This window comes from Agrobacterium sp. 22-3639C2 (genome assembly GCF_053522105.1).
In genome coordinates this window covers 189862-211869 of sequence record NZ_JBNWDB010000003.1, presented here as the reverse complement: position 1 = coordinate 211869, position 22008 = coordinate 189862, and the positions used below count along the sequence as shown (strand labels likewise).

Here is a 22008-nt window from a genome sequence, read left to right as displayed (position 1 = left end):
GGACATGGCGAATACTGGGGCAAATATCGGGGCAGACAAGGCAACGGCCGGCACGCAGCGGGTGAGCAATCGCTCCATCCTCGTGCTCTGTCTCGTGTTTTTCTGCGCTATGATCGGCATGGCCTACGCCGCCGTTCCGCTCTACAGCCTGTTCTGCCGCGTCACTGGCTATAACGGCACGACCCAGCGCGTCGAGCAATATTCCGACGTCATTCTCGACAAGACTATCAACGTCACCTTCGACGCCAATACGTCGAATGGCCTCAACTGGGATTTCCGCCCGGTCGACAAGCTGGTCACGCCGAAAATCGGCGAGACGGTACAGATCAATTTCAAGGCGACGAACCGCTCAGCGGTGGCAACCACGGGCACGGCGGTCTTTAACGTCACGCCCATGGAAGCAGGCGCTTATTTCAACAAGGTGGAGTGTTTCTGCTTCACCGAAACGACGCTTCAGCCGGGCGAAACGCTCGAAATGCCGGTGGTGTTTTTCATCGATCCGGATATCGCCACGGCGCGCGAAACGAAGAACATTCATACTTTGACGCTGTCCTATACGTTTTATCCGGCCAAAACCGAAAAACCGGTTGCGTCCTTGCCGGTAAAGACTGAATCTGGCGAAAGCAAATTGTGAGAGGAGACTCGGGCCTTTTGAGCAGGGCCGGGTCTGGGAAGAGATACCAGGGGATTGTCACACATGGCAGATACGCATCAGAAGAACCACGACTACCACATCATAGATCCAAGCCCCTGGCCGCTTTTGGCCTCGATCGGCGCCTTCATTCTGACCTTCGGCGGCGTCTGTTACATGCGTTACCTGTCGGCTGGCTCCTTCAAGCTGTTCGGCATGGAACTGGCCAATCCCTGGCTGTTTTATATCGGTCTCGTCATCGTGCTTTACACCATGTACGCATGGTGGGCAGACACGATCAAGGAAGCCAATGAGGGTAGCCACACCCGCGTCGTTTCGCTTCACCTGCGTTACGGCATGATCATGTTCATCGCCTCTGAGGTGATGTTCTTCGTCGCGTGGTTCTGGGCCTATTTCGATGCCAGCCTTTATCCGCACGAGGCCATTCAGGCGTCCCGCCTCGAATATACCGGCGGTCAGTGGCCGCCAAAGGGCATCGAGGTCATCGATCCCTGGCACCTTCCGCTCTACAACACCGTCATCCTGCTTTTGTCGGGCACCTGCGTCACCTGGGCGCACCATGCCCTGCTGCACAATGACCGCAAGGGGCTGATCACCGGTCTCGTCCTCACCGTTGCGCTCGGCGTCCTGTTCTCGACCGTGCAGGTTTACGAATACATGCACGCCCCGTTCGACTTCAAGAACTCGATCTATGGCGCGACCTTCTTCATGGCGACCGGCTTCCACGGTTTCCACGTTTTCGTCGGCACGGTTTTCCTGCTGGTCTGCCTGCTGCGCGCCATTGCCGGCGGTTTCACGCCGAAACAGCATTTCGGCTTCGAAGCGGCTGCCTGGTACTGGCACTTCGTTGACGTCGTCTGGCTGTTCCTGTTCTTCGCGATCTACATCTGGGGCGGCTGGGGCGCGCCGCTGGCGGAGTGATGCGGTTTGTTTTCTGACTCGGAGGGCGGCATCTGCCGCCCTTTGTGTTTAAACAGGCGGGCCGGACGGAGGTTTAACCGGCCCAAGGCGGGAGGCCATCATGTCTGAACCCGGAAACGGCGGCTTTGCGCCGGTGGACCCAATAAAAGTCGGGCTGAAGGGCTGCTGCCCGCGTTGCGGCAATGGCAGGCTGTTCGACGGCTTCCTGACCCCGAAACCCGCATGCAGTGCTTGCGGGCTGGATTACGGCTTTGCCGATGCGGGTGAAGGCCCGGCCGTCTTTGTCATGCTGATCGTCGGTTTCCTTGTCGTCGGGCTGGCGCTTTGGTTCGATCAGCGTTTTGCGCCGCCCGTCTGGGTGCATGTCATGCTCTGGTTGCCTTTTGCGGTGATCGTCTCCCTCGTGCTGCTACGCAAGATGAAGGGCATCATGATTGCGCTGCAATACCGCAACAATGCAAGCGAAGGCAGGCTTGATCGTGAATGAGGTTTCCCACATGAAGGCGGCGGAAAGACGCATCTGGTTTGCCGCGCCGCTCGTCCTTTTGGCACTTGCCATCCTTCTCGGGCTAGGCACATGGCAGGTGAAGCGGCTTTACTGGAAAGAAGCGCTGATTGCCGATATCGAGGCGCGGCGCAACGCAAGTCCGGCCACGCTCTCGCAGATCGAAGCCATTGCCAAAAGCGGCGGCGAAATTGAATATCGCAGGGTCAACGTTTCCGGCGTTTTCGATCATGCCCGCGAGCGGCATTTCTTCGCCACCCACCAGGGCAGAACCGGCTATTACATCTATACTCCGCTGTCGCTTGCCGATGGCCGCATCCTCTTCGTCAATCGCGGCTTCGTGCCGTTTGAGATGAAGGAGGCGACGAAGCGGCCTGAAGGGCAGGTCGCTGGCGAGGTGCAGATCAAGGGGCTGGCGCGCGCGCCTCTCGTTGCAAAACCGTCTTCCCTGCTGCCGGATAACGATATCGCCAAGAACATCTTCTACTGGAAGGATCTGGCGGCCATGGCGTCGAGCACCGATATCCCGCCCAACAAGCTGGTCAACCTGTTCGTGGATGCCGACGATGCGCCGAACCCCGGCGGCTGGCCACAGGGCGGCGTGACGCTGATAGATTTGCCCAACAATCACCTGCAATATGCGATAACGTGGTATGGTCTGGCGGCGGCCCTTGTCATCGTCGCCGGTTTTGCCTATTTCCGGAACGGTAAGGCGCAAGGTGAATAACGCGCGCCCTGTCCGGTAAGGCTGGCTACCGGGCAAGGGCAAGGAGCACGCCAAGGAGCACGAATGAACATCGCCGTTTCCAAACCCCCTTTGACGATAAGGCTGTGCGGACCGCGCGGCTTTTGCGCGGGCGTGGACCGGGCGATCCAGATCGTCGTGCTGGCGCTGAAAGCCTATGGCGCGCCGGTCTATGTCCGCCACGAAATCGTCCATAACCGATATGTGGTCGAGGGGCTGGAAGCCAAGGGCGCGATTTTCGTCGAGGAACTGCACGAAATCCCCACCGAGCATCGCGAGCAGCCGGTGGTCTTTTCCGCCCATGGCGTGCCGAAATCCGTGCCGGAGGATGCGCAGGCGCGCAACCTGTTTTATCTCGATGCCACATGCCCGCTCGTCTCCAAGGTCCATAAGCAGGCCATGCGCCACCAGCGCCTCGGCCGTCATGTCGTGTTGATCGGCCATGCCGGTCACCCTGAGGTCATCGGCACCATGGGCCAGCTGCCCGAAGGTACCGTTTCGCTGGTCGAGACGGTGGAGGATGCCGGCACCTATGAACCGGTGGACCGAGAAAACCTCGGTTTCGTTACACAGACAACGCTGTCCGTCGATGATACCGCAGGCGTTATTGCCCGGTTGCAGGAACGTTTTCCGGCCATTCAGGCGCCCGCCGCCGACAGCATTTGTTACGCCACCACCAACCGTCAGGATGCGGTGAAGCAGGCGGCCCCCGGCTGCGATCTCTTCATCGTGGTCGGCGCGCCCAATTCGTCAAACTCGAAGCGGCTGGTGGAAGTGGCGCTGCGCGCTGGCGCCAAACATTCGGTTCTGGTGCAGCGTGCGGCGGAAATCGACTGGGATGCGATCGGCGATATCCGCACCGTCGGTCTTTCGGCGGGCGCTTCCGCGCCGGAGGTCATCGTTGATGAGATCATCGAAGCCTTCAAGGCGCGTTTCGATACGACGCTCGATCTGGCCGTCACGGTGGAGGAAACGGAACATTTCCTCGTCAACCGCGAACTGCGCAGCATCGAGCTGACGACGGACGACATGGCTTTCGTGAACGGCAATGCCAGCAATGCCCTGCCACCGAAAGCCGCCACTGGCGCCTAGACCGGGATGGCGAGATATGTGAGTGGTTCCCACCGCGCATATGTCATCCCCTCTTCAGATTTTCACTCCATCCTTCATCAAGAGATTTGAAATTGGCAGTTTATACGGACATCACTGAAGATGATCTGAGGAATTTCCTCATACAATACGACGTTGGCAGCCTCACATCCTATAAGGGCATTGCCGAAGGCGTCGAAAACTCCAATTTCCTGCTGCATACGACGAAGGATCCGCTGATCCTGACGCTTTACGAAAAGCGCGTGGAAAAATCCGATCTGCCGTTCTTCCTCGGTCTCATGCAGCATCTGGCCGCCAAGGGTCTGTCCTGCCCCTTGCCGCTGCCGCGCAAGGACGGGGAACTGCTGGGCGAATTGTCCGGTCGCCCGGCAGCGCTGATCTCCTTCCTTGAAGGCATGTGGCTGCGAAAACCGGAAGCGAAACATTGCCGGGAAGTCGGCAAGGCGCTGGCCGCCATGCATCTGGCCGGTGAGGGGTTCGAGATCAAGCGCCCCAATGCACTCTCCGTCGATGGCTGGAAGGTGCTGTGGGACAAGTCTGAAGACCGCGCCGACGAGGTGGAGAAGGGCCTGAAGCAAGAGATCCGCCCGGAAATCGATTATCTCGCCGCCCATTGGCCGAAGGATTTGCCCGCGGGCGTCATCCATGCGGACCTGTTTCAGGACAACGTTTTTTTCCTCGGTGACGAGCTTTCCGGCCTGATCGATTTTTACTTCGCCTGCAACGACCTGCTCGCCTATGACGTGTCGATCTGCCTCAATGCCTGGTGCTTCGAGAAGGATGGTGCGTACAACGTCACCAAGGGCAAGGCGCTGCTGGAAGGTTACCAGTCGGTGCGTCCGTTGAGTGAGGCGGAACTGGATGCGTTGCCGCTTCTGGCACGCGGCTCGGCGCTGCGCTTCTTCCTGACCCGCCTCTATGACTGGCTGACGACGCCGGCGGGCGCGCTGGTGGTGAAGAAAGACCCGCTGGAATATCTGCGCAAGCTGCGGTTCCACCGCTCCATCAGCCATGTCGCGGAATACGGGCTGGTTGGCGAATGAAACATGTCGATATCTTTACCGACGGCGCCTGCTCCGGCAATCCCGGTCCGGGCGGCTGGGGTGCCGTGCTGCGATATGGCGAGACCGAAAAGGAATTGTCCGGCGGCGAGGCTGATACCACCAACAACCGCATGGAACTGCTGGCGGCCATCTCGGCGCTCAACGCGCTGAAAAGTCCCTGCGAAGTCGATCTCTATACCGACAGCGCCTATGTCAAGGATGGCATCACCAAGTGGATTTTCGGCTGGAAAAAGAAGGGCTGGAAAACCGCCGATAACAAGCCGGTCAAGAATGTGGAGCTGTGGCAGGCGCTGGAGGCGGCGCAGGAGCGCCATAAAGTGACGCTGCACTGGGTCAAGGGCCATGCCGGCCACCCGGAAAACGAGCGCGCCGACGAATTGGCACGCAAGGGCATGGAGCCTTTCAAACGCCGGTAACGGAAGACTGATTTCTTCCATTCGGCCCTTATCCGGGCCAACCGTGATAAGGGATTGTGAAAACTGAAACCCGATCTATCTTGTCGTCAAACAGTTGGACGATGTTCCAGCGGAGGAGAGACATTCAGATGATCCTGCATTGTGTATTTCTACGGTTCAAGGCTGCAACGGCATCCTCTGAAAAACACGCGGTGTTTGAAGCAATTGCGGCCCTCAAGGACGTGATACCCGGCATAATCGACGTGAAATACGGCCAGAACGTTTCGCCGGAAGGCCTGAATGGCGGTTTCGTCGATGGCTTCATCGTAACGTTGGACAGCCCGGAGGCCCGCGACGAATATCTGGCGCATCCGCAACACATGGAAGTCGGTCAACGTCTGGTCTCGCTGACCGATGGCGGTCTGGCCGGGCTTCTGGTGTTTGATATGAACGTGTGAAAAAGGGCGGTTTGACCGCCCTTTAATGGATACTGTACTTCATTCGCGACGACAGAGAGGTGGCTTAAAGCTGCTCGATCATCGCTGCAGCGGCCGAGACCGTCGCCTGGCCGGGATTTTCTTCCACGTTGAGCGATGTAACCACGCCGTCTTTCACCAGCATCGAATAGCGCTTGGAGCGCACGCCGAGGCCACCGCCGGAGAGGTCGGCATCGAGGCCGAGCGCCTTGGTGAAGGCGGCGTCCCAGTCGGCGAGGAAGTGAATTTTGCCCTGGCCGCCGGACGATTGTGCCCATGCGCCCATGACGTGCCAGTCGTTGACGGAAACGACGGCAATGTCATCCACGCCCTTTGCGAGAATGGCGTCGCGGTTTTCGAGGTAGCCCGGCAGGTGGTTCAGCGAGCAGGTGGGAGTGAAAGCGCCGGGTACGGCGAAAAGAACCACCGTCTTGCCGCCAAAAAGCGCATCGGTGGTGGTTTCCACCGGGCCATCGGCGGTCTTTTCCTTGAAGGTTGCGGAAGGCAGTTTTTCGCCGATCTTGATAGTCATGTCCATGCTCCTATGGCCGTTTGGTTCGCGCGACTATAGAGCAAGGAAAAGAAAACTGTCATACGGTTTTCGCGGGAAATTACATGGCTGAGACAGCCGTTCGGGATATGCCGCCTGAACGGTCAGGGCTTTGGAAAATTGAGCATGGTCTCCATGGTCCGATCGCCGGATTTGACCAGAATGGGCCAGCTGTTGCCCTGCACCTGATAGGTTTTTGGCAAGCCCTTAATGTTCATGTAGAAGGAGAGCTTGCGCTTGTCTCGCACCAGGTTCTGCGGCTCATAATAGGCAAAACCGGAGGGGCCGGCGATGAATATCTCGGTCTCCTTCGGCGCGTTTTCCGGCAGCTGCAATTGCACGCCAAGCATGGTCTTGTCGGGCGTGATATGGAAATCGACAACCTTAAAATCGTCGGACGCAGCCTCTGGCAGCGTCTCACGCGCCTCTTCCAGCAATCGCCGCTCTTCGTGGTCGTCATCGCTCGCATTGCCGCGGCTGATCGAAAACGTCGCCTCAAAGGGAATGCAGATATTCTGGCAGACGCCGATGAAGGCGGTGAGGTCGATATTGCCTCCCGCTTTGGCGTCCACGGCTTTCAACTGAAAGGGAATGCTAACAGCGTGATCGTAGCCGATATCGGTGATATCGCCGTTCTCGATGAGTTTGGGAACGGGATAGGCCATCGATGTCAGGCTTACACCGCTTGCCGGATCAAGCGTGATCTTGGGCGGTATTCCAGCTTCGCCCGGTTCGCGCCAATAGGTTATCCAGCCGTCTTTCGGCTCGATCTGCAACACGCCGCGCACCACGCCGTCCGCATCCATGGCAAGGCTTGCCACACGCATCTGGCCGCCTTCACTTCTCGCCCAGTCGGTAATTTCGGCCTGCACTACTTGCCCGCTACCGAGAAGGGCGGCGAAGGCAACGGCTAGGCGAAGATGTGAAAATCGAAAGAATGTCCTGACGCTCATTCTTTCCGTCTAACCCAACATCGCCCGATGGACCAGTTACGAATTCGTGCGGCTCATCATTTTCGGTTGATTGATCGGGCGCGATGCCGCATCCTGTGCTTTGTCGAAGTGCGAACGCCGCTTTCCCGTTCAATGATGGAATTCGGCAAGCTGGAGGCGCCGGTGAGCTTTTCAACCCTGATGGACAAACGCGAACGTGGCTTTTTTGACAGCCAGTTCCTTATAGCTATGCCGGGGCTGGACAATGGCAATTTTGCCCGTTCGGTGGTCTATATCTGCGCCCATTCGGATGCCGGAGCCATGGGTTTCATCATCAACCGGCCGCAGCAGATCACCTTCACGGATATTCTGCTGCATCTGAAGCTGGTGGACAGCAACGACGCCATCATGCTGCCCAACCGCACCCGGGAATTTCCGATCCAATGCGGCGGCCCGGTCGAATCCGGCCGGGGTTTCGTGCTGCATTCCGATGATTATTTAAGTGAATCGAGCATTCCGGTCAGTGACGACATTTCCTTGACGGCGACGCTGGATATCGTGCGCGCCATTTCCAACGGTCGCGGCCCGCAAAAGGCTACCATGATGCTCGGTTATGCCGGCTGGGGTCCGGGTCAGCTGGAAAACGAGATCGCCAATAATGGATGGCTGAATTGCCCGGCGGCGGAAGAGCTGATTTTCGACCGTGGACTGGACAACAAATACGAGCGGGCACTTGCGCTTATGGGTGTGGATGCTCGCATGCTTTCTGCGGAAGCCGGCCACGCCTGATTTTTTCGTGATGCTCCTTTTGTCGACTGCTGGAACCAATCCCAATCCCTGACGTTAACAATCCCGAAAGCCGCACAGACAGTACGGCTCAACTAGGGAGCAGTAACATGGGTAGCACATCAGACAAGATCGCCGGTACAGCCAAGGAAGTTGCTGGCAAGGTCAAGAAAAACGTCGGCGAAGCAACCGGCAACAACGAGCTGCGCGCTAAGGGTGCCGCTCAGGAAACCGAAGGCAAGGTACAGAAGAACGTCGGCAAGGCCAAGGATGCGGTCAAGGGTGTCGTTGATCGTATGTAATGCCACCTGACGGGCTCCCGTGTCTTTGATGCGGTGCTTTGGAGCGCATGTGTTATCGCACATGCGCTCTTGTCGTCTGGAGGCTTGAAGGGCGGGTGTGTTACGCCTTTCGCCTTGGTTTCATATATTCGCCTTCACCCAATTCATCCACCGCAAGGGTTTCATGAATGAAGCTTTTTTCCTGCGCTTCCTGTGGCCAGCCGGTCCACTTCGACAATCGTTTCTGCGTCTCTTGCGGCCATCGTCTGGCCTTCGTGCCGGAGCGCCTTTCCATGGAAGCTCTGGCGCCTGCGGGTGAGCCGAACTGGCAACTCGTGGCCCAGCCGGAAAGACAGGTGCGGTTCTGCGCCAATGAGGTGAACGACATCTGCAACTGGTCTGTGCCGGCGGAAAGCCAGAACGCCTTTTGCCCGGCCTGCAGCCATAACCGTCTCGTGCCAAATATCGCGACGGACGAGGGTATCGAACAATGGCGCGGCATCAGCCAGGCGCAGCGGCATTTGTTCTATTCGATATTGCGTCTCGGCCTGCCGCATCCCAACCGCGATGCCGATCCTGTCGGCGGGCTAGTCTTCGACTTTCTGGTCGACGAGGTCGCACCTGACGGTTCCGTCATTCCCGCCATGACCGGCCACGACGAGGGCCTGATCGCCATTCGCGCGGCAGAGGTGGATGATGCGACGCGCGAGCAGGTGCGCGCCAACATGAACGAGCCCTATCGCACCATGCTTGGCCATTTCCGCCATGAGGTCGGGCATTTCATCTGGAACAAGCTGGTTCGTGATGAGAACCGACTGGAGGCCTGCCGCGCGGTATTCGGCGATGAGCGCGAAGACTATGCCGCGGCGCTACAGCGCAACTATGAGCAGGGGCCGCGCCCCAACTGGCAGGAAACCTTCATAAGCGCCTACGCCTCCGTGCATCCCTGGGAGGATTTTGCCGAGTGTTTCGCGCATTATCTTCACATCGTCGATACGCTGGAAACCGCGCGCGCCTTTGGCGTGGCAATAGACCCCGATGGACATGAGGATATGGCGGCGGAGGTCACTTTCGATCCCTATAATGCCCGTAGCGCCGCACAACTGGTCAAGGCCTGGATTCCGCTCAGCGTCGCCATCAACTCGATCCAGCGCAGCATGGGGGAGGCGGACCTTTATCCCTTCGTGCTGGCCCCGCCTGTTGTGAGCAAGATGGAATTCATCCACGACCTGCTACACGGCAGGATCGACGCGATGCCTCAACAGCAGATGCAGCAGTTCTCGATGGCGCAGTGAATACGAGACACGAGAAGTCATAGTTAGGAAACGCGTCATTTCCTTCTCCCGTCATTCCGGCTCAATGCTGGAATGACAGCGGTGGATGGAGTAGCCCTTTACCACCCCATATTCCAATACCTCTTACGAAGCCCGCTTGGTCGGCTGGAACCGCTCCCGCAGAAGCTTCAGCGCCGCATCGCCGGAAACCGGTGTGCCAAACAGGAAGCTCTGGCCGAAATGGCAGTTCATGCGTGAGAGTTCCGCCGCATCCTCAGGCGTTTCAATGCCTTCCGCCACCACCTGCATATCGAGAGCGCGCGCCATGGCGATAACGGAGCGCAGCAGCACGTTGCGCTTGTCGCTGGTATTGGCCACCAGTGCCTTGTCGAGCTTGATCGTGTCGAAGGGGAAGCGGGTGAGATAGGCAAGTGACGAATAGCCGGTGCCGAAATCGTCCATGGCGAGGCTGATGCCCGTTTCCTTCAGCTTGGAAAGCACCAGCCGCGCCTGTTCCGGGTTCTCCATCACCACGGATTCCGTCAGCTCCAGCTTCAGCTGCTGCGGATTACAGCGCGTTCGCGTCAGCATGCCGCGCACGTCGTTATACAATTCGTTATTCAGCAATTGCGCGCTGGAAATATTGACGGAGATGAAGATCGGCATCTTCTCGATGGAATGCTGCCAGTCCATCAGGTCGGTCGCTGCCCTTTCCAGCGCGAACATGCCGAGCGGTTCGATCAGACCGGAGGCTTCCGCGATGGGTATGAATTCGCTCGGCGGAATGTTGCCGCGTTTGGGGTGTTCCCACCGCATCAGCGCTTCGAAACCGGCCAGCGCGCCATCGTCAAGCTTGACGATGGGCTGATAGGCGAGCGACAGCTCCTTGCGCTCGATGGCGCGGCGAAGATCGCTTTCCATTTGCAGGCGGTCGGTGCCGGACGTGCGGAAAGCGGGACGGAACGGCTCGACGCGGTTTCCGCCAGCGCGCTTGGCGCGGTACATCGCCAGTTCCGCATCGCTCAAGAGACCTGCGGCACTTTCCTGCTGGTCGATCCATGAAACGAGGCCGATGGAGGCGGTGAGGATGATTTCGCGATTGGCGAAATTGATCGGCACCATGATTGCCTTGTTCACCGCATCGGCGAAATCGGCCACCCGTTGCGGATCGCGCTCCGAGGTCAGGATCAGGCCGAATTCATCGCCGCCGAGACGCGCCAGCGTATCCTGCGGTTTCAACAGGCGGCGCAGACGCCGTGTCAGCGCGATGAGGATATTGTCGCCTGCAGCAATGCCGAGCGTATCGTTGACCAGCTTGTAACGGTCGATATCGATCGCCATCACCGTGGGGCGCACGCCGTCGCTTTCAGGAGAGAGGTTGAGGATCGATTGCAGGCGGTCGAGGAAGACCTGCCGGTTTGGTAGCCCGGTCAGATTGTCATTCATCGCATCCTGCAACAGCCGCTCCACCGAGTTCTTCTGCTCGGTGATGTCGGTGATGGTGCCGACGCAGCGGATGATTTCGCCGTTAGAGCCAAGAACCGGGCGGGCGCGGATTTGCAGCCAATGGAAATGTCCGTCTTCAGCGCGAATGCGGAATTCGTGATTGAGGCGGCCCTTGCGATGGTCGAGCAGCACGTCGAGCGTTGCCTTGAACCGGTCGCGATCGTCAGGATGCAGGCGCGGCAACCAGTTGCGCGCAGCACCATGCATCGTGCCGGGCTCCAGCCCCAGACGATTGGAAATGTCAGGTGTGGTGACGATGCGGTCGCGCGTCACGTCCCAGTCCCAAACGGTATCGCCGCTGCCCGTCAGTGCGAGAGATTGCCGTTCGAGATCGGAAAACAGGCCCTGCTGATAGGCGCTGCCGGCAAAGGCATGCTGGATGACTGTGAAGCCGATCAGAAGCACGATCAGCACCAGCCCGCCGCCAAGCGCCGGCTGCACGATGTCGTTGTCCAATTGTCCGGTCACCGTCAGCCAGCTGCCGAACAGCCAGACGAGGATGAGCGCCCAGGACGGAACGAGCAAAATCGCCCGGTCGTAACGGTTGAAGCCAAGATAGATGATGAGTGCGATGCCGGCCGTCGCCGTCAGCGCGAAGGAGACGCGCGCGATACCGGAGGCGACCGAAGGATCGTAAATCGCGACGCCGAACAGCAGCGCCAGACCCACCACCCAGGCAAAGGTCGCATAACCCAGATGTGCGTGCCAGCGGTTTAGATTGAGATAGGTGAACAGGAAGACCACGAAGCTGGAGGCGAGAGCCACTTCGGCGCCCGCCCTCCATATTCGCTGATCGCTGGATGTGACGGTGATGAGTTTTTCAAGGAAGCCGAAATCGACGCAGATATAGGCGAGCACCGCCCAGGCGAGCGCGGCCGACGCCGGCAGAACCGAGGTTCCCTTGACGACGAACAGGATGGTCAGGAGCACGGCCAGCAGGCCGGCAATGCCGAGAACGATGCCGCGATAGAGCGTGAAGGCGTTGATCGTATCCTTGTAGGCTTCCGGTTCCCACAGATAGATCTGCGGCAATTGCGGGGTCGACAGCTCGGCGACGAAGGTGATGACGGAGCCGGGATTGAGCGTGATGCGGAACACGTCGGCATCCGGGCTTGGCTGCCGGTCAAGCGCAAAGCCTTCGCTCGGCGTGATCGCGATGATGCGCTGCGAGCCGAGATCGGGCCAGAACAGCTTGGAATTCACCAGACGGAAATGCGGTGCGACGATAACGCGCTCCAGCTGCTCTTCCGAGACGTTGGCGAGCGCGAAGACGGCCCAGTCGCCCTGATGGTCGGTGGAGCTGGCGCGCACCTCGATACGGCGGCGGATGCCATCCGGACCGGGCGCGGTCGAGACCTGAAAGGCTTCACCCTGATTGGCATAGATATCGGTTGTCGCGGTGAGATCGAGCGCCGTATCGTCACGGGAAATCTTCACCGGCTCGAAGGCGTAGGAAAGAGACGAAAAAAGCAGGAAAAACAGGAAGAACGGCGCAGCCAGTGCAATTGCCGCCAGACGTTTCGACAGGCACGGCGCAGAGTGAGTGTAAGTCATGTATCGTACTTCGTTCCACTGGAGCTTTGCTTGTCGGCAAGAAGGGAAAACATCGTATGATCCCGCCATTGGCCGTTGATTTTCAGATATTCCCGCAAGAGGCCTTCCCGCTGGAACCCGGCATTTTCGAGAAGCCGGATGCTTTTGAAGTTTTCCGGAATACAGGCTGCCTCGATACGGTGCAACTGAAGTCCGTTGAAGATATAGGGTATTACCAATTTTAATGCGGCAGACATATGGCCTTGCGCGGCGTAGCGTTCGCCCACCCAATATCCTATCATGCAGCTTTGTGCAGCACCCCGCCTGATATAACCGATGGTGATGCCGCCAACGAGCAACGTCTCCTTCTCGAATAGCAGAAACGACACGGCGGTGCCGGAGGAAAACTCCTGGCCGTTGCGCACCACACGCGTGCGGAAGGAGCCTTCCGTCAGTTCGTCCGGGCGCCAGGTGGGTTCCCATGGCTGTAGAAACTGACGGCTTTCCGAGCGCAGAACGTGCCACTGCTTGAAATCGCCATAGCGCGGCAGTCTGAGAAGATGGTTGGCGCTGCGCAGTTCCGGGGTGTCGTTATGTCGGGAAAGAAAACGCAGCATTCACCATCCCTGTACGGAAAGAAACCGCAACCCTCAGCCGTTCGCCTTTATCCTTGCGGGCTGCTGCGCGGAAAGCGCGGCAGTAATGTCTGAAAGAGGCGGCAGCTGTTCGAGCGGGCCAATTGCAGACAATGTCGGAACTGTATCGAAAAACAGCCGTCCTGCAAGATCGGTCAGGCGTTCCCGCGTGATGTCGTTCAGGCGCTCCATCATCTCCTCATTGGGGATGGGTCGGCCGTAAAGCATCATCTGCCGTGCCATCTGGCCGGCACGGGCTGCCGGGCTTTCCTGACCCATCAGCAGTTGCGCGCGGATTTGTGCGCGGGCGCGGTCGATTTCTTCCTGATGAATGGTCTGGGAAGACTTGCGCAACTCGTCGACGATGACGGGCATCAGTTCCGGCAGGTCGTTGCCGCCGGTCGCCGCATGCACGCCAAAAATGCCGGTGTCGGAAAAACCCCAATGGAAGGCATAAACGGAATAACAAAGGCCGCGGGACTCTCGCACTTCCTGGAACAGGCGCGATGACATGCCGCCACCGAGAATATTGGCGAGAATTTGCGAACAGTAGAAATCGCGGGCGTGATAGGCCTTGCCCTCGAAGCCGAGAAGCACCTGCGCGTCCATGAGGTCACGGGTCTCGCGGATTTCCCCGCCGGTATAGATCGCCTTTTCGAGAACCGGCGTGGTGACCGGCAGCTGCGGCAGCGAGGCAAAGCGTTCTTCCACCTGCTTCACGAAGCTCTGGTGGTCGACAGCACCTGCTGCAACGACGAAGATGCGATCCGTCGTATAGTTGCGGGCGAGATAATGCCTGATCTGGGCGCTGGTGAAGGATTGCACGGTTTCCGGAGTGCCGAGGATCGGGCGGCCGATGGTCTGGTCGCGATAGGCGACGCCGGAAAAATTGTCGAAAATCACATCGTCAGGCGTATCGGTGGCGGCACCGATTTCCTGGAGGATGACGTTTTTCTCCCGCTCCAGCTCGTCTTCGTCGAACAGCGACTCCGTCAGGATGTCTGCAAGAATATCGACGGCGAGCGGAACGTGGTCTTTCAGGACGCGGGCGTAGTATGAAGTTGTTTCCGTCGATGTCGCGGCGTTGACTTCGCCGCCGACATTTTCGATCTCTTCGGCGATCTGCCGGGCGGTGCGGCGCGCCGTACCCTTGAAGGCCATATGCTCGAGAAGATGGGCGATGCCGTGCTCGGCAGTCGTCTCGTTGCGGGACCCGGATTTGATCCACACCCCAAGAGCAACGCTTTCGAGATGCGGCATTCTTTCCGTGACAACGGTCAACCCGGACGAAAGCCGGGTCACATTAACTCTCATATCAAGTCTTTCCGCGTCTCTATTTGCCGGCGCGTGCGTGGCTGCCGATGAAGGTTTCCACCGTCTTCAGCTCTGCGTCCAGAATGTCGAAACGCTCCTCCCGGTTCATAATGTCAGCTAGCCATACTGGAAGCGCCGGGTCGATTGCGCAAGCGGATTTTACGGCGGCCGGGAATTTAGCCGGATGGGCAGTGGACAGGACCACCATCGGGCTTGATGCCTTTTCGTGTTTTTCCGCCACAAAAACGCCGGTCGCCGTATGCGGATCGATCAGGTAACCGGTTTTCTCAAGCGTATTGCGGATCGTCGCCGCCACCTGCTTTTCGGTGGCACGGCCGGCGCGGAAATCCTTCTTGATGAATTTCAGCGCATGCGGCGGGATTTCAAACGCGCCGGATTGCTTGAGGCCATCCATCGATGCCTTTACCGCAGCGGAATCGCGGCCATAGGCTTCAAACAGCAGCCGCTCGAAATTGGACGAGATCTGGATGTCCATCGAGGGCGAGGTGGTGGGGGTGACGCCGCGCATCTCGTAACGGCCGGTCTTCAGCGTGCGCGCCAGAATGTCGTTGTCGTTGGTGGCGATGACAAGCTTGTCGATCGGCAGGCCCATCTTCTTGGCGACGTAACCGGCGAAGATATCACCGAAATTGCCCGTTGGAACGGTGAAGGAAATCTTCCGGTCGGGACCACCGAGCGACAGGGACGCCGTGAAATAATAGACCACCTGCGCCATGATGCGCGCCCAGTTGATGGAGTTGACGCCCGAAAGCTTGACGCCGTCGCGGAATTTCGCGTCGTTGAACATTTCTTTGACGAGGTTCTGGCAATCGTCGAAATTGCCGTTGATCGCCAGCGCATGCACGTTGGAGGCGGTGGAGGTCGTCATCTGGCGCTGCTGCACCGGAGAGACCTTGCCGTTGGGGAAAAGGATGAAGATGTCGGTGCGCTCGCGCCCGGCAAAGGCGTCGATGGCTGCGCCGCCGGTGTCGCCGGAGGTGGCGCCGACGATGGTGGCGCGCTCGCCGCGCTCAGCCAGCGTATAATCCATCAGGCGGGCGAGAAGCTGCATCGCCACGTCCTTGAAGGCAAGCGTGGTGCCGTGGAAAAGCTCCAGCACGAAGGTGTTCGGCCCGGTCTGCGTTAGGGGTGCTACGGCCGGATGGCGGAACGTCGCATAGGCGTCGTCGATCATCGCCCGGAACTTGTCGGCCGGAATTTCACCGCCGGTGAAACGGTAGAGAACCTCAAACGCGATGTCCTGATAGGACTTGCCGCGCAGGTTGCGGATTTCCTTTTTCGACATGGAGGGCCATTCGCGCGGCACGTAAAGCCCGCCATCACGGCCAAGGCCCGCCAGAAGCGCGTCGCAGAAACCAAGCGAAGGGGCCGCACCCCTGGTCGATACATATTTCACGAGATAGTCCCTTGTCGTTTACCGGTCTGTCCGTTGCCGTTACCGGCTCTTTATCAGCAGCATCCCGCCGGAATGAGGCGATTGGCGAGGTAATGAAGGGCTTTTTTGAAAATTCAAGCAAAACCAAACATGCCAATCGATTTTTTCCGGCGTCGCTGCTATAGACCATCGCCAACCTGCGTGAAAGGTCAATAAACAGCGTCTCCGGTTCGGTTCCGGGACAATGGAGAGGGAATTAGAAGAGTGTCAGGGAATTTCTTGCGTTTGTCCGCCGCGATGTCGCTTCTGGCCGTTGTTGCAGGATGCAATTCCTCCAATCCGTCAGATTCGCTTGCCGTCAACCCTCCGGCGGCGCAGGCAAATGCCGTTGCTCCGGTGGTGCAGGCCAACTGCCCGACGGTCACGGTTCTCGATGCCAATGCCGTCCACCGCGTCTATGCCGGTGGCGCAAAGGACGATCCGCAGAAACTCGCCTATCAGGTTTCGCTGTCAGACACGACGCGCTCCTGTACCGCGAACGAAACCACGCTGACGGTAAACGTGCTGGCCCAGGGCCGTCTCGTTCCCGGCCCGATGTCGAAGCCCGGCCGCGTGACCGTACCGATCCGCGTCACCGTTAAGGACGGCGACGGCGAGATTTACGGCGAAACGACCAATTTCGCCATCGACGTTGCTGCAGGCGGTGCCGGCACGCAGTTCATCTTCAACAACGATCATGTCGCCATTCCCAACGGACCGGGCGGCGCACCGAGGTCGGTCAGTGTCTATATCGGTTTTGCCGAGCAGGGCGCAAAGGCCAAGACCAAGCGCCGGTGATTTGACGGGCGAAATGTAAAAACCGGAGGCTGCTGTTGCGGGCTTTCGGGCAGATCGCAAACAAACCATGGCTCATACGCAACGTCATCCTCGGGCCCGTCGCGAGGATCCGAACACGTATCGTGGAATCAAGTCGTTGCAGATGCTCGGGACAGGCCCGAGCATGACGAAGTGGCGTTTGTGACAAAGTCAGAGATTAAAAAGCGCCTTCCCACTCCGCCATCGCTGCAATAACGGCGGGCAGGTCCTGCATCCGTGAAATCACCGTTTCCGCGCCCGCATCCGTCAACCGGTCGGCATGGCTCGAATAGGTGTGGGATGCGCCGGTGAAGCCGATGACGCGCATGCCGGCTGCCTTTGCACCATGCACGCCGTGCACGGAATCCTCGATTACCACGGCGCGATCCGGTGAAACGCCGAACTGGGCTGCGCCATGCAGGAAGATATCCGGCTTCGGCTTGACGCGGTCGGCTCCGAGATCCTTGGCGGAGTAGATATGCGGTGCGAAATAGGGCTTCAGGCCCACCTTCGTCAGCATCATGTCGAGGCGGTGGCTGGAGGAATTCGAGCAGATGCAACGCGGTGTCGTCAGGCGCGACAGAGCGAACTTGACGCCCTCGATGATCTTCACGTCGCGTTCCAGCCGCGCGTCGAGCAGCTTTTCCGACTTGTCGAGCAGCGATGCGGAAAACGGGATGCTGGCTTCGCTTTCCACCTGCAGGAGGATGTTCTTCCAGGTCATGCCGGCGAAACGCTCGCCCATTTCCTCGACGGAGATCGGATACCCGGCCTCGGTCAGAAGGCGGGACTCCACCTGTGCGGCGATGATTTCGGAATCGACCAGAACGCCGTCACAGTCGAAAATAATGAGGTCGAAGCCGCTCATGGGCGCTCCCTGTATCGGATTTGCCTTGGAAAAAAGTGATGCCCGGGCTTTTAGACCAAGTCCGCGTCAAGCTCAACCGGCTGGCCCGCAAGGGTCGGTCGCGCCCGGCTCATAGCTGGGATTTGGCTTTGCGCGTTTCCTGCGTGCAAAAACCGCTACACAGATTAGCGCCGGATGCGTTATGGGATGTTATGCCCAAGACAGCGAAAACCAGACCCGAAGATACCATTGCCGCACGCATCAGCCGCACACTGGCTGACCGCATCGTGCGCGGCGAGCTGTCGCCGGGTGAACGTCTGAGGCAGGATCACATCGCCGCCGAATTCGGCGCATCGCATGTGCCGGTGCGCGAAGCGTTCCGCAGGCTGGAGGCGCAGGGCTTGGCCGCCAGCATTCCGCGCCGCGGCGTGCGGGTCGCGGATTTCGGCCTCGCCGATGTGCGCGAAGTCGCGGAAATGCGCGCCGCGCTTGAGGTTCTGGCGCTGCGCCACGCCATTCCAAACATGACTTCAGCCATTCTCGACCAGGCGGAGGCCGCCACGCTCGAAGGCGATAGCGCGGTCGACGTGCAGCATTGGGAAGAGGCCAATCGCCGCTTCCACCGCCTCATCACGGCGCCTTGCAACATGCCGCGCCTGATGGAGGCGATCGACGGCCTACATGCCGCGAGCGCCCGGTTCCTGTTTTCCGCCTGGCGGGCAGGATGGGAGCGCCGCACCGATACCGATCACCGCGCGATCCTCGACGCATTGCGCGGCGGCCGTGCCGAGGAGGCGGTGCGAATTCTCGACGGGCATGTGCAATGGATCGGCCGCAAGGCAATCCGCACCCCTTCAGGCTCGGTGCACGACGCCTTCGCCATCGTCGGATAGGCCGGGAACGATTGGCTGTGCTCGTTTGGACTCCGCCCGAAAAGTCGGTTATCGATATCCGGCCGCGATGACGATCCGCGGTGCGTGAAGGGAGCATGTATGGCTGCTGATACGGCGAAATCACGGAGCGGATTTTTCCTTTGTCCGCCGATCTGTTTTCTTGATCGGAAACGCGTCCCGTGACGGTCCGCCTTCGCCCCCATCACCTTCTCTGCATGCTGACCTATGTGGGGAAGGGATATACCTCCGGCTTTGTCGAAAACTACGACCGTGTCGCCGCTCGGCTGAACGCTGGCGAAGAGGATATCGAGCTGGTCGATGGGCCGGACGATATCTGCGTTGGCCTGTTGTGTGAAACCCATGCCCACTGTTTCAACGAGGGCGTGGTGCAGAGGGACGAGGCGGCCAGGCTTTCGGTTTCAACGCTTTTGAACGAGACAATCACCGCCGGAAAGCGGCTGCGGGCAACGCCGGAGCTGCTGGAGAAAATGCGTCTGGCCTTTGCTGCCGGAGACATCCGGCAGGCCTGTCGCGGCTGCCAGTGGATTAGGCTGTGCGATCGCATCGCGGCATCAGGATTTACCGGCGTGAAGATTGGCGAGCCGCCGCCGCACCCGGCCGGGCAGCGGCTTACTGCTACTCCGGCACATTCGTCTCGGTTCTCTCGGCGGCCTTGACCGTCGCCTTGATCTCCTTCGGCTCGCGCCCGGATTTCTTGTCGTAGCTCACCTTCACCGAATAATCGCCGGGATGCAGGGTCTCCTGATGCCGGTTGCCATAACGGCCGGAAATTTCCTTTTGCGTACCCTGAAGGTCCTTGGTCGTTTCGACGATGTCGATCCGCTCCGCACCCGGTGCCGTGATTGCCAGAACACCAGCATCGAGGTTGAGGTTGATCTCAGTGCGTTTTCCTGCAGTTACGGTGAAGGGCTGTTCCACCGTGACCTTGCCCAGACGCGCGCGCATCACGAAATCGCCGGCAGGCATTTCCATGGTTTTGCCGGTGCCGTAAACACCGTTGATGGTCTGGCGCGTGCCATCAAGCGTCTCCTTGGCTGAAAGCGCTTCGAAACGGATATCGTCCGTTTCCACAGCCTTGCCACCGTCCGTATAGGCCGCCTTGGCAACGACCACGCCGCTCGGGATGACAAGGTCGTGGCTGATCGTCTCGCCCGCCTTGATGGCAAGCGTTTCCTGCGCACGCGCAGGGCCGATGCTGCCGGTGAGGAGGAGTTCGCCCGCCGGCACGAAGGTCGTGTTCTGCCCGTAAACGCTGTCCTTGAAATCTTCTTTGGTGATTTCGGTTTTCGCCTGGCTTTCCACATCGCCGCCGGGGCTGCGTTTTGGCACTACCGTCAGTTCCGCCGCGTCGAAATTCGCCTTTGGCCTCGTTAGGCTTCCCTCCTTCACCTCGAAGGGTATTTCGCGACGGATGTTGCCCAGCGCTGCCACGCCGACATATTTGCCCGCCGGCAGCTTCGCTTCGAAGGTGGCGTCGTAGGAACCGCCGGCATTGACGTCGCTGCGCACTCCGGCCCGGTCAGCCTTGTAAAAATCCCAACGCACCCTGTCGCTGTTGCCGAGCGAGGGGCCGCCATCGAACAGCACAGCGTCGGTGACGACGTTGTATAGCGGTGCCGGCTCCTGCGCCCCCAAGCTTGACGGTAGCGCCGCCAGGAGAAGAGCCGCGGAAAAGGCATGCACTGAAAAAGAAGCCACTCGCGTTACGGACGTCATTGCGGATTACCCCCTGAGTTGCCGGTATTGCCAGCACCGACATGCGGAACAGGACAACCCGTTGTGCACAACGTTTTTGCGCCACTTCGGGTTCCCCGCCCGCGCCAGCAAATTGCGCGTGTCGGCCGCAACAGCCATTTATTTCGCATTTTCCGTGACTTGTTCAGGCTTTGATAACCATCTTCGGTAACCATAAGCATCAGTAGAGAGTAAGCGTATGGAGCGAGTACCAATGGCAGCAGTTTTTCCGCTGGCCGATTTTCGGCGTGCCGGTTTTGATCGTGCGGGCGAGAGTGACGCCTGGAAAGACAGCATAATCAAAGGTGATTGTGTCGCTGCCTTGGATGCCCTCCCGAGCCAGTCGGTGGATGCGATTTTCGCCGATCCGCCCTACAACCTCCAGCTTGGCGGTACGCTTCACCGGCCAGATCAGTCGCTGGTTGATGCGGTCGATGACGAGTGGGACCAGTTCTCCTCCTTCGAGGCCTATGATGCCTTCACCCGCGCCTGGCTGCTGGCCTGCCGCCGCGTGCTGAAGCCGAATGGTACCATCTGGGTCATCGGCTCCTACCACAACATCTTCCGCGTCGGCTCCATGCTCCAGAACCTCGATTTCTGGATCCTGAACGATATCGTCTGGCGCAAGACCAATCCCATGCCCAACTTCAAGGGCCGCCGTTTCCAGAACGCCCATGAGACCATGATCTGGGCGAGCCGCGATCCGAAAGCCAAGGGCTATACCTTCAATTACGAAGCGCTGAAGGCCTCCAACGATGACGTGCAAATGCGCTCCGACTGGCTGTTCCCGATTTGCAGCGGCCATGAGCGGCTGAAAGGTGACGACGGCAAGAAGGTGCATCCGACCCAGAAGCCGGAAGCATTGCTGGCACGCATCATCATGGCCTCCACCAAGCCTGGCGACATCGTGCTCGACCCGTTCTTCGGCTCCGGCACCACGGGTGCCGTTGCAAAACGTCTCGGCCGCCACTTCGTTGGTATCGAACGCGAACAGGATTACATCGACGCGGCCTCTGCCCGCATCGCCGCCGTCGAGCCGCTCGGCAAGGCGGAGCTGACCGTCATGACCGGCAAGAGGGCCGAACCGCGTGTCGCCTTCAACACCCTGGTGGAAAGCGGCCTCGTCCGTCCCGGCCAGGTGCTGACCGATGCAAAGCGCCGTTATAGCGCCATTATTCGTGCCGATGGTACGATTGCATCCGGCGGGACTGCCGGCTCCATTCACCGTCTTGGTGCAAAGGTGCAGGGTCTCGACGCATGCAACGGATGGACGTTCTGGCACTTCGAGGATGGCGACCAGCTGAAGCCTATCGATGATCTGAGAACAATCATCCGCAGTGAACTGGCAAAGGCCTGACAGTCTAAAGCCCAAAAGGCTGAAGGCAACGATCCACCGCCCGCCATTGTCAGCATACGTCTCCGTCCGGTTTAGTACCTTCAGTCCCGGATGGAGAACGACCAACGCCCGGCACTTCGGTGTCGGGCGTTGGTATTTTTGAATATCTAAATTTAGCCAGACAAGTTTCGCGCAAGAGAACGGTCATAGTGTCCTACGCAAAGCAATGGTTGTGAAAATCCGGTTC

23 protein-coding genes are annotated in these 22008 nt (G+C 59.3%); 15 read left to right on the top strand and 8 right to left on the bottom strand.

All coding sequences use genetic code 11. The annotated features are described in order from the left end of the window. The first annotated feature begins 4 nt into the window (after positions 1 to 4). From ACQZ6D_RS14025 to ACQZ6D_RS13990, 8 genes are all read left to right on the top strand, one after another. Positions 5 to 634 carry a cytochrome c oxidase assembly protein gene (locus tag ACQZ6D_RS14025; protein ID WP_003511786.1) on the top strand — a complete coding sequence of 210 codons (630 nt, stop codon included), beginning with the start codon at positions 5 to 7 and terminating at the stop codon, positions 632 to 634. A gap of 63 nt (positions 635 to 697) precedes the next feature. After that, positions 698 to 1573 (top strand): cytochrome c oxidase subunit 3, encoded by an 876-nt coding sequence (locus ACQZ6D_RS14020; RefSeq protein ID WP_003511788.1) that lies wholly within the window; start codon positions 698 to 700, stop codon positions 1571 to 1573. Between the two features lie 100 nt (positions 1574 to 1673). Beyond that, complete coding sequence (locus ACQZ6D_RS14015; RefSeq protein ID WP_019564184.1) at positions 1674 to 2060, top strand: DUF983 domain-containing protein; 387 nt, start codon at positions 1674 to 1676, stop codon at positions 2058 to 2060. 10 nt (positions 2061 to 2070) lie between these two features. After that, positions 2071 to 2805: an SURF1 family protein gene (locus ACQZ6D_RS14010; RefSeq protein WP_065702811.1), complete on the top strand. Its 735-nt coding sequence runs from the start codon at positions 2071 to 2073 to the stop codon at positions 2803 to 2805. A 63-nt stretch (positions 2806 to 2868) separates the two neighbouring features. Then, entirely contained in the window at positions 2869 to 3915 is a 1047-nt protein-coding gene (gene ispH / locus ACQZ6D_RS14005) for a 4-hydroxy-3-methylbut-2-enyl diphosphate reductase (protein ID WP_019564182.1), read from the top strand. A 92-nt stretch (positions 3916 to 4007) separates the two neighbouring features. Continuing rightward, a complete protein-coding gene (locus tag ACQZ6D_RS14000) occupies positions 4008 to 4976 on the top strand; it encodes a homoserine kinase (RefSeq protein WP_003511797.1) in 969 nt (322 codons plus the stop codon). Next, complete coding sequence (gene rnhA / locus ACQZ6D_RS13995; protein ID WP_003511799.1) at positions 4973 to 5413, top strand: ribonuclease HI; 441 nt, start codon at positions 4973 to 4975, stop codon at positions 5411 to 5413. Before ACQZ6D_RS14000 ends, rnhA begins: the two co-directional genes overlap by 4 nt. Before the next feature lie 128 nt (positions 5414 to 5541). Beyond that, entirely contained in the window at positions 5542 to 5850 is a 309-nt protein-coding gene (locus tag ACQZ6D_RS13990; protein WP_013635620.1) for a Dabb family protein, read from the top strand. Between the two features lie 64 nt (positions 5851 to 5914). Here ACQZ6D_RS13990 and ACQZ6D_RS13985 read toward each other — a convergent pair whose 3' ends face one another. Then, positions 5915 to 6400 carry a peroxiredoxin gene (locus tag ACQZ6D_RS13985; protein WP_003511803.1) on the bottom strand — a complete coding sequence of 162 codons (486 nt, stop codon included), beginning with the start codon at positions 6398 to 6400 and terminating at the stop codon, positions 5915 to 5917. A 122-nt stretch (positions 6401 to 6522) separates the two neighbouring features. Next, positions 6523 to 7371, bottom strand: coding sequence for a protein-disulfide reductase DsbD domain-containing protein (locus ACQZ6D_RS13980; protein ID WP_448729785.1), 849 nt, complete (start codon positions 7369 to 7371; stop codon positions 6523 to 6525). A 162-nt stretch (positions 7372 to 7533) separates the two neighbouring features. On the opposite strand from ACQZ6D_RS13980, the gene ACQZ6D_RS13975 reads away from it, so the two are divergent. The 3 genes from ACQZ6D_RS13975 (at position 7534) to ACQZ6D_RS13965 (ending at position 9712) form a co-directional block, all read left to right on the top strand. Then, positions 7534 to 8139, top strand: coding sequence for a YqgE/AlgH family protein (locus ACQZ6D_RS13975; protein ID WP_003511807.1), 606 nt, complete (start codon positions 7534 to 7536; stop codon positions 8137 to 8139). 107 nt (positions 8140 to 8246) lie between these two features. After that, complete coding sequence (locus ACQZ6D_RS13970) at positions 8247 to 8438, top strand: CsbD family protein (protein ID WP_003511808.1); 192 nt, start codon at positions 8247 to 8249, stop codon at positions 8436 to 8438. A gap of 167 nt (positions 8439 to 8605) precedes the next feature. Further along, positions 8606 to 9712 (top strand): zinc-binding metallopeptidase family protein, encoded by a 1107-nt coding sequence (locus ACQZ6D_RS13965; RefSeq protein ID WP_112681543.1) that lies wholly within the window; start codon positions 8606 to 8608, stop codon positions 9710 to 9712. Between the two features lie 123 nt (positions 9713 to 9835). Here the strand turns inward: ACQZ6D_RS13965 and ACQZ6D_RS13960 are convergent, their stop codons facing one another. From ACQZ6D_RS13960 to thrC, 4 genes are read right to left on the bottom strand one after another with little or no spacing between them, the layout of a single operon-like run. Further along, positions 9836 to 12751, bottom strand: a complete 2916-nt coding sequence (locus ACQZ6D_RS13960) for an EAL domain-containing protein (protein WP_003511812.1) — start codon at positions 12749 to 12751, stop codon at positions 9836 to 9838. After that, positions 12748 to 13347 carry a GNAT family N-acetyltransferase gene (locus tag ACQZ6D_RS13955; RefSeq protein WP_003511814.1) on the bottom strand — a complete coding sequence of 200 codons (600 nt, stop codon included), beginning with the start codon at positions 13345 to 13347 and terminating at the stop codon, positions 12748 to 12750. The genes ACQZ6D_RS13960 and ACQZ6D_RS13955 overlap by 4 nt, the downstream gene beginning before the upstream one ends. Positions 13348 to 13380: 33 nt before the next feature. Then, entirely contained in the window at positions 13381 to 14679 is a 1299-nt protein-coding gene (locus tag ACQZ6D_RS13950) for a M16 family metallopeptidase (protein WP_003511816.1), read from the bottom strand. Between the two features lie 19 nt (positions 14680 to 14698). Continuing rightward, on the bottom strand, positions 14699 to 16096 hold the full coding sequence (gene thrC, locus ACQZ6D_RS13945; RefSeq protein ID WP_019564176.1) for a threonine synthase: 1398 nt from the start codon (positions 16094 to 16096) through the stop codon (positions 14699 to 14701). Between the two features lie 276 nt (positions 16097 to 16372). Between thrC and ACQZ6D_RS13940 the strand changes: the two genes are divergently transcribed. Continuing rightward, positions 16373 to 16912, top strand: a complete 540-nt coding sequence (locus ACQZ6D_RS13940; RefSeq protein ID WP_003511819.1) for a hypothetical protein — start codon at positions 16373 to 16375, stop codon at positions 16910 to 16912. Between the two features lie 196 nt (positions 16913 to 17108). Here the strand turns inward: ACQZ6D_RS13940 and ACQZ6D_RS13935 are convergent, their stop codons facing one another. Then, complete coding sequence (locus tag ACQZ6D_RS13935; protein ID WP_013635629.1) at positions 17109 to 17798, bottom strand: HAD family hydrolase; 690 nt, start codon at positions 17796 to 17798, stop codon at positions 17109 to 17111. Between the two features lie 191 nt (positions 17799 to 17989). Here ACQZ6D_RS13935 and ACQZ6D_RS13930 point away from each other — a divergent pair, with 191 nt between their 5' ends. Further along, positions 17990 to 18670 (top strand): GntR family transcriptional regulator, encoded by a 681-nt coding sequence (locus ACQZ6D_RS13930; RefSeq protein WP_013635630.1) that lies wholly within the window; start codon positions 17990 to 17992, stop codon positions 18668 to 18670. A gap of 215 nt (positions 18671 to 18885) precedes the next feature. Further along, positions 18886 to 19347 carry a DUF1284 domain-containing protein gene (locus ACQZ6D_RS13925; protein ID WP_038492706.1) on the top strand — a complete coding sequence of 154 codons (462 nt, stop codon included), beginning with the start codon at positions 18886 to 18888 and terminating at the stop codon, positions 19345 to 19347. Here ACQZ6D_RS13925 and ACQZ6D_RS13920 read toward each other — a convergent pair. Then, positions 19307 to 20407, bottom strand: coding sequence for a hypothetical protein (locus tag ACQZ6D_RS13920; RefSeq protein ID WP_065702730.1), 1101 nt, complete (start codon positions 20405 to 20407; stop codon positions 19307 to 19309). The genes ACQZ6D_RS13925 and ACQZ6D_RS13920 overlap by 41 nt on opposite strands. Positions 20408 to 20639: 232 nt before the next feature. Between ACQZ6D_RS13920 and ACQZ6D_RS13915 the strand changes: the two genes are divergently transcribed. Continuing rightward, positions 20640 to 21782: a site-specific DNA-methyltransferase gene (locus tag ACQZ6D_RS13915; protein ID WP_003511827.1), complete on the top strand. Its 1143-nt coding sequence runs from the start codon at positions 20640 to 20642 to the stop codon at positions 21780 to 21782. Positions 21783 to 22008 lie beyond the last annotated feature (226 nt).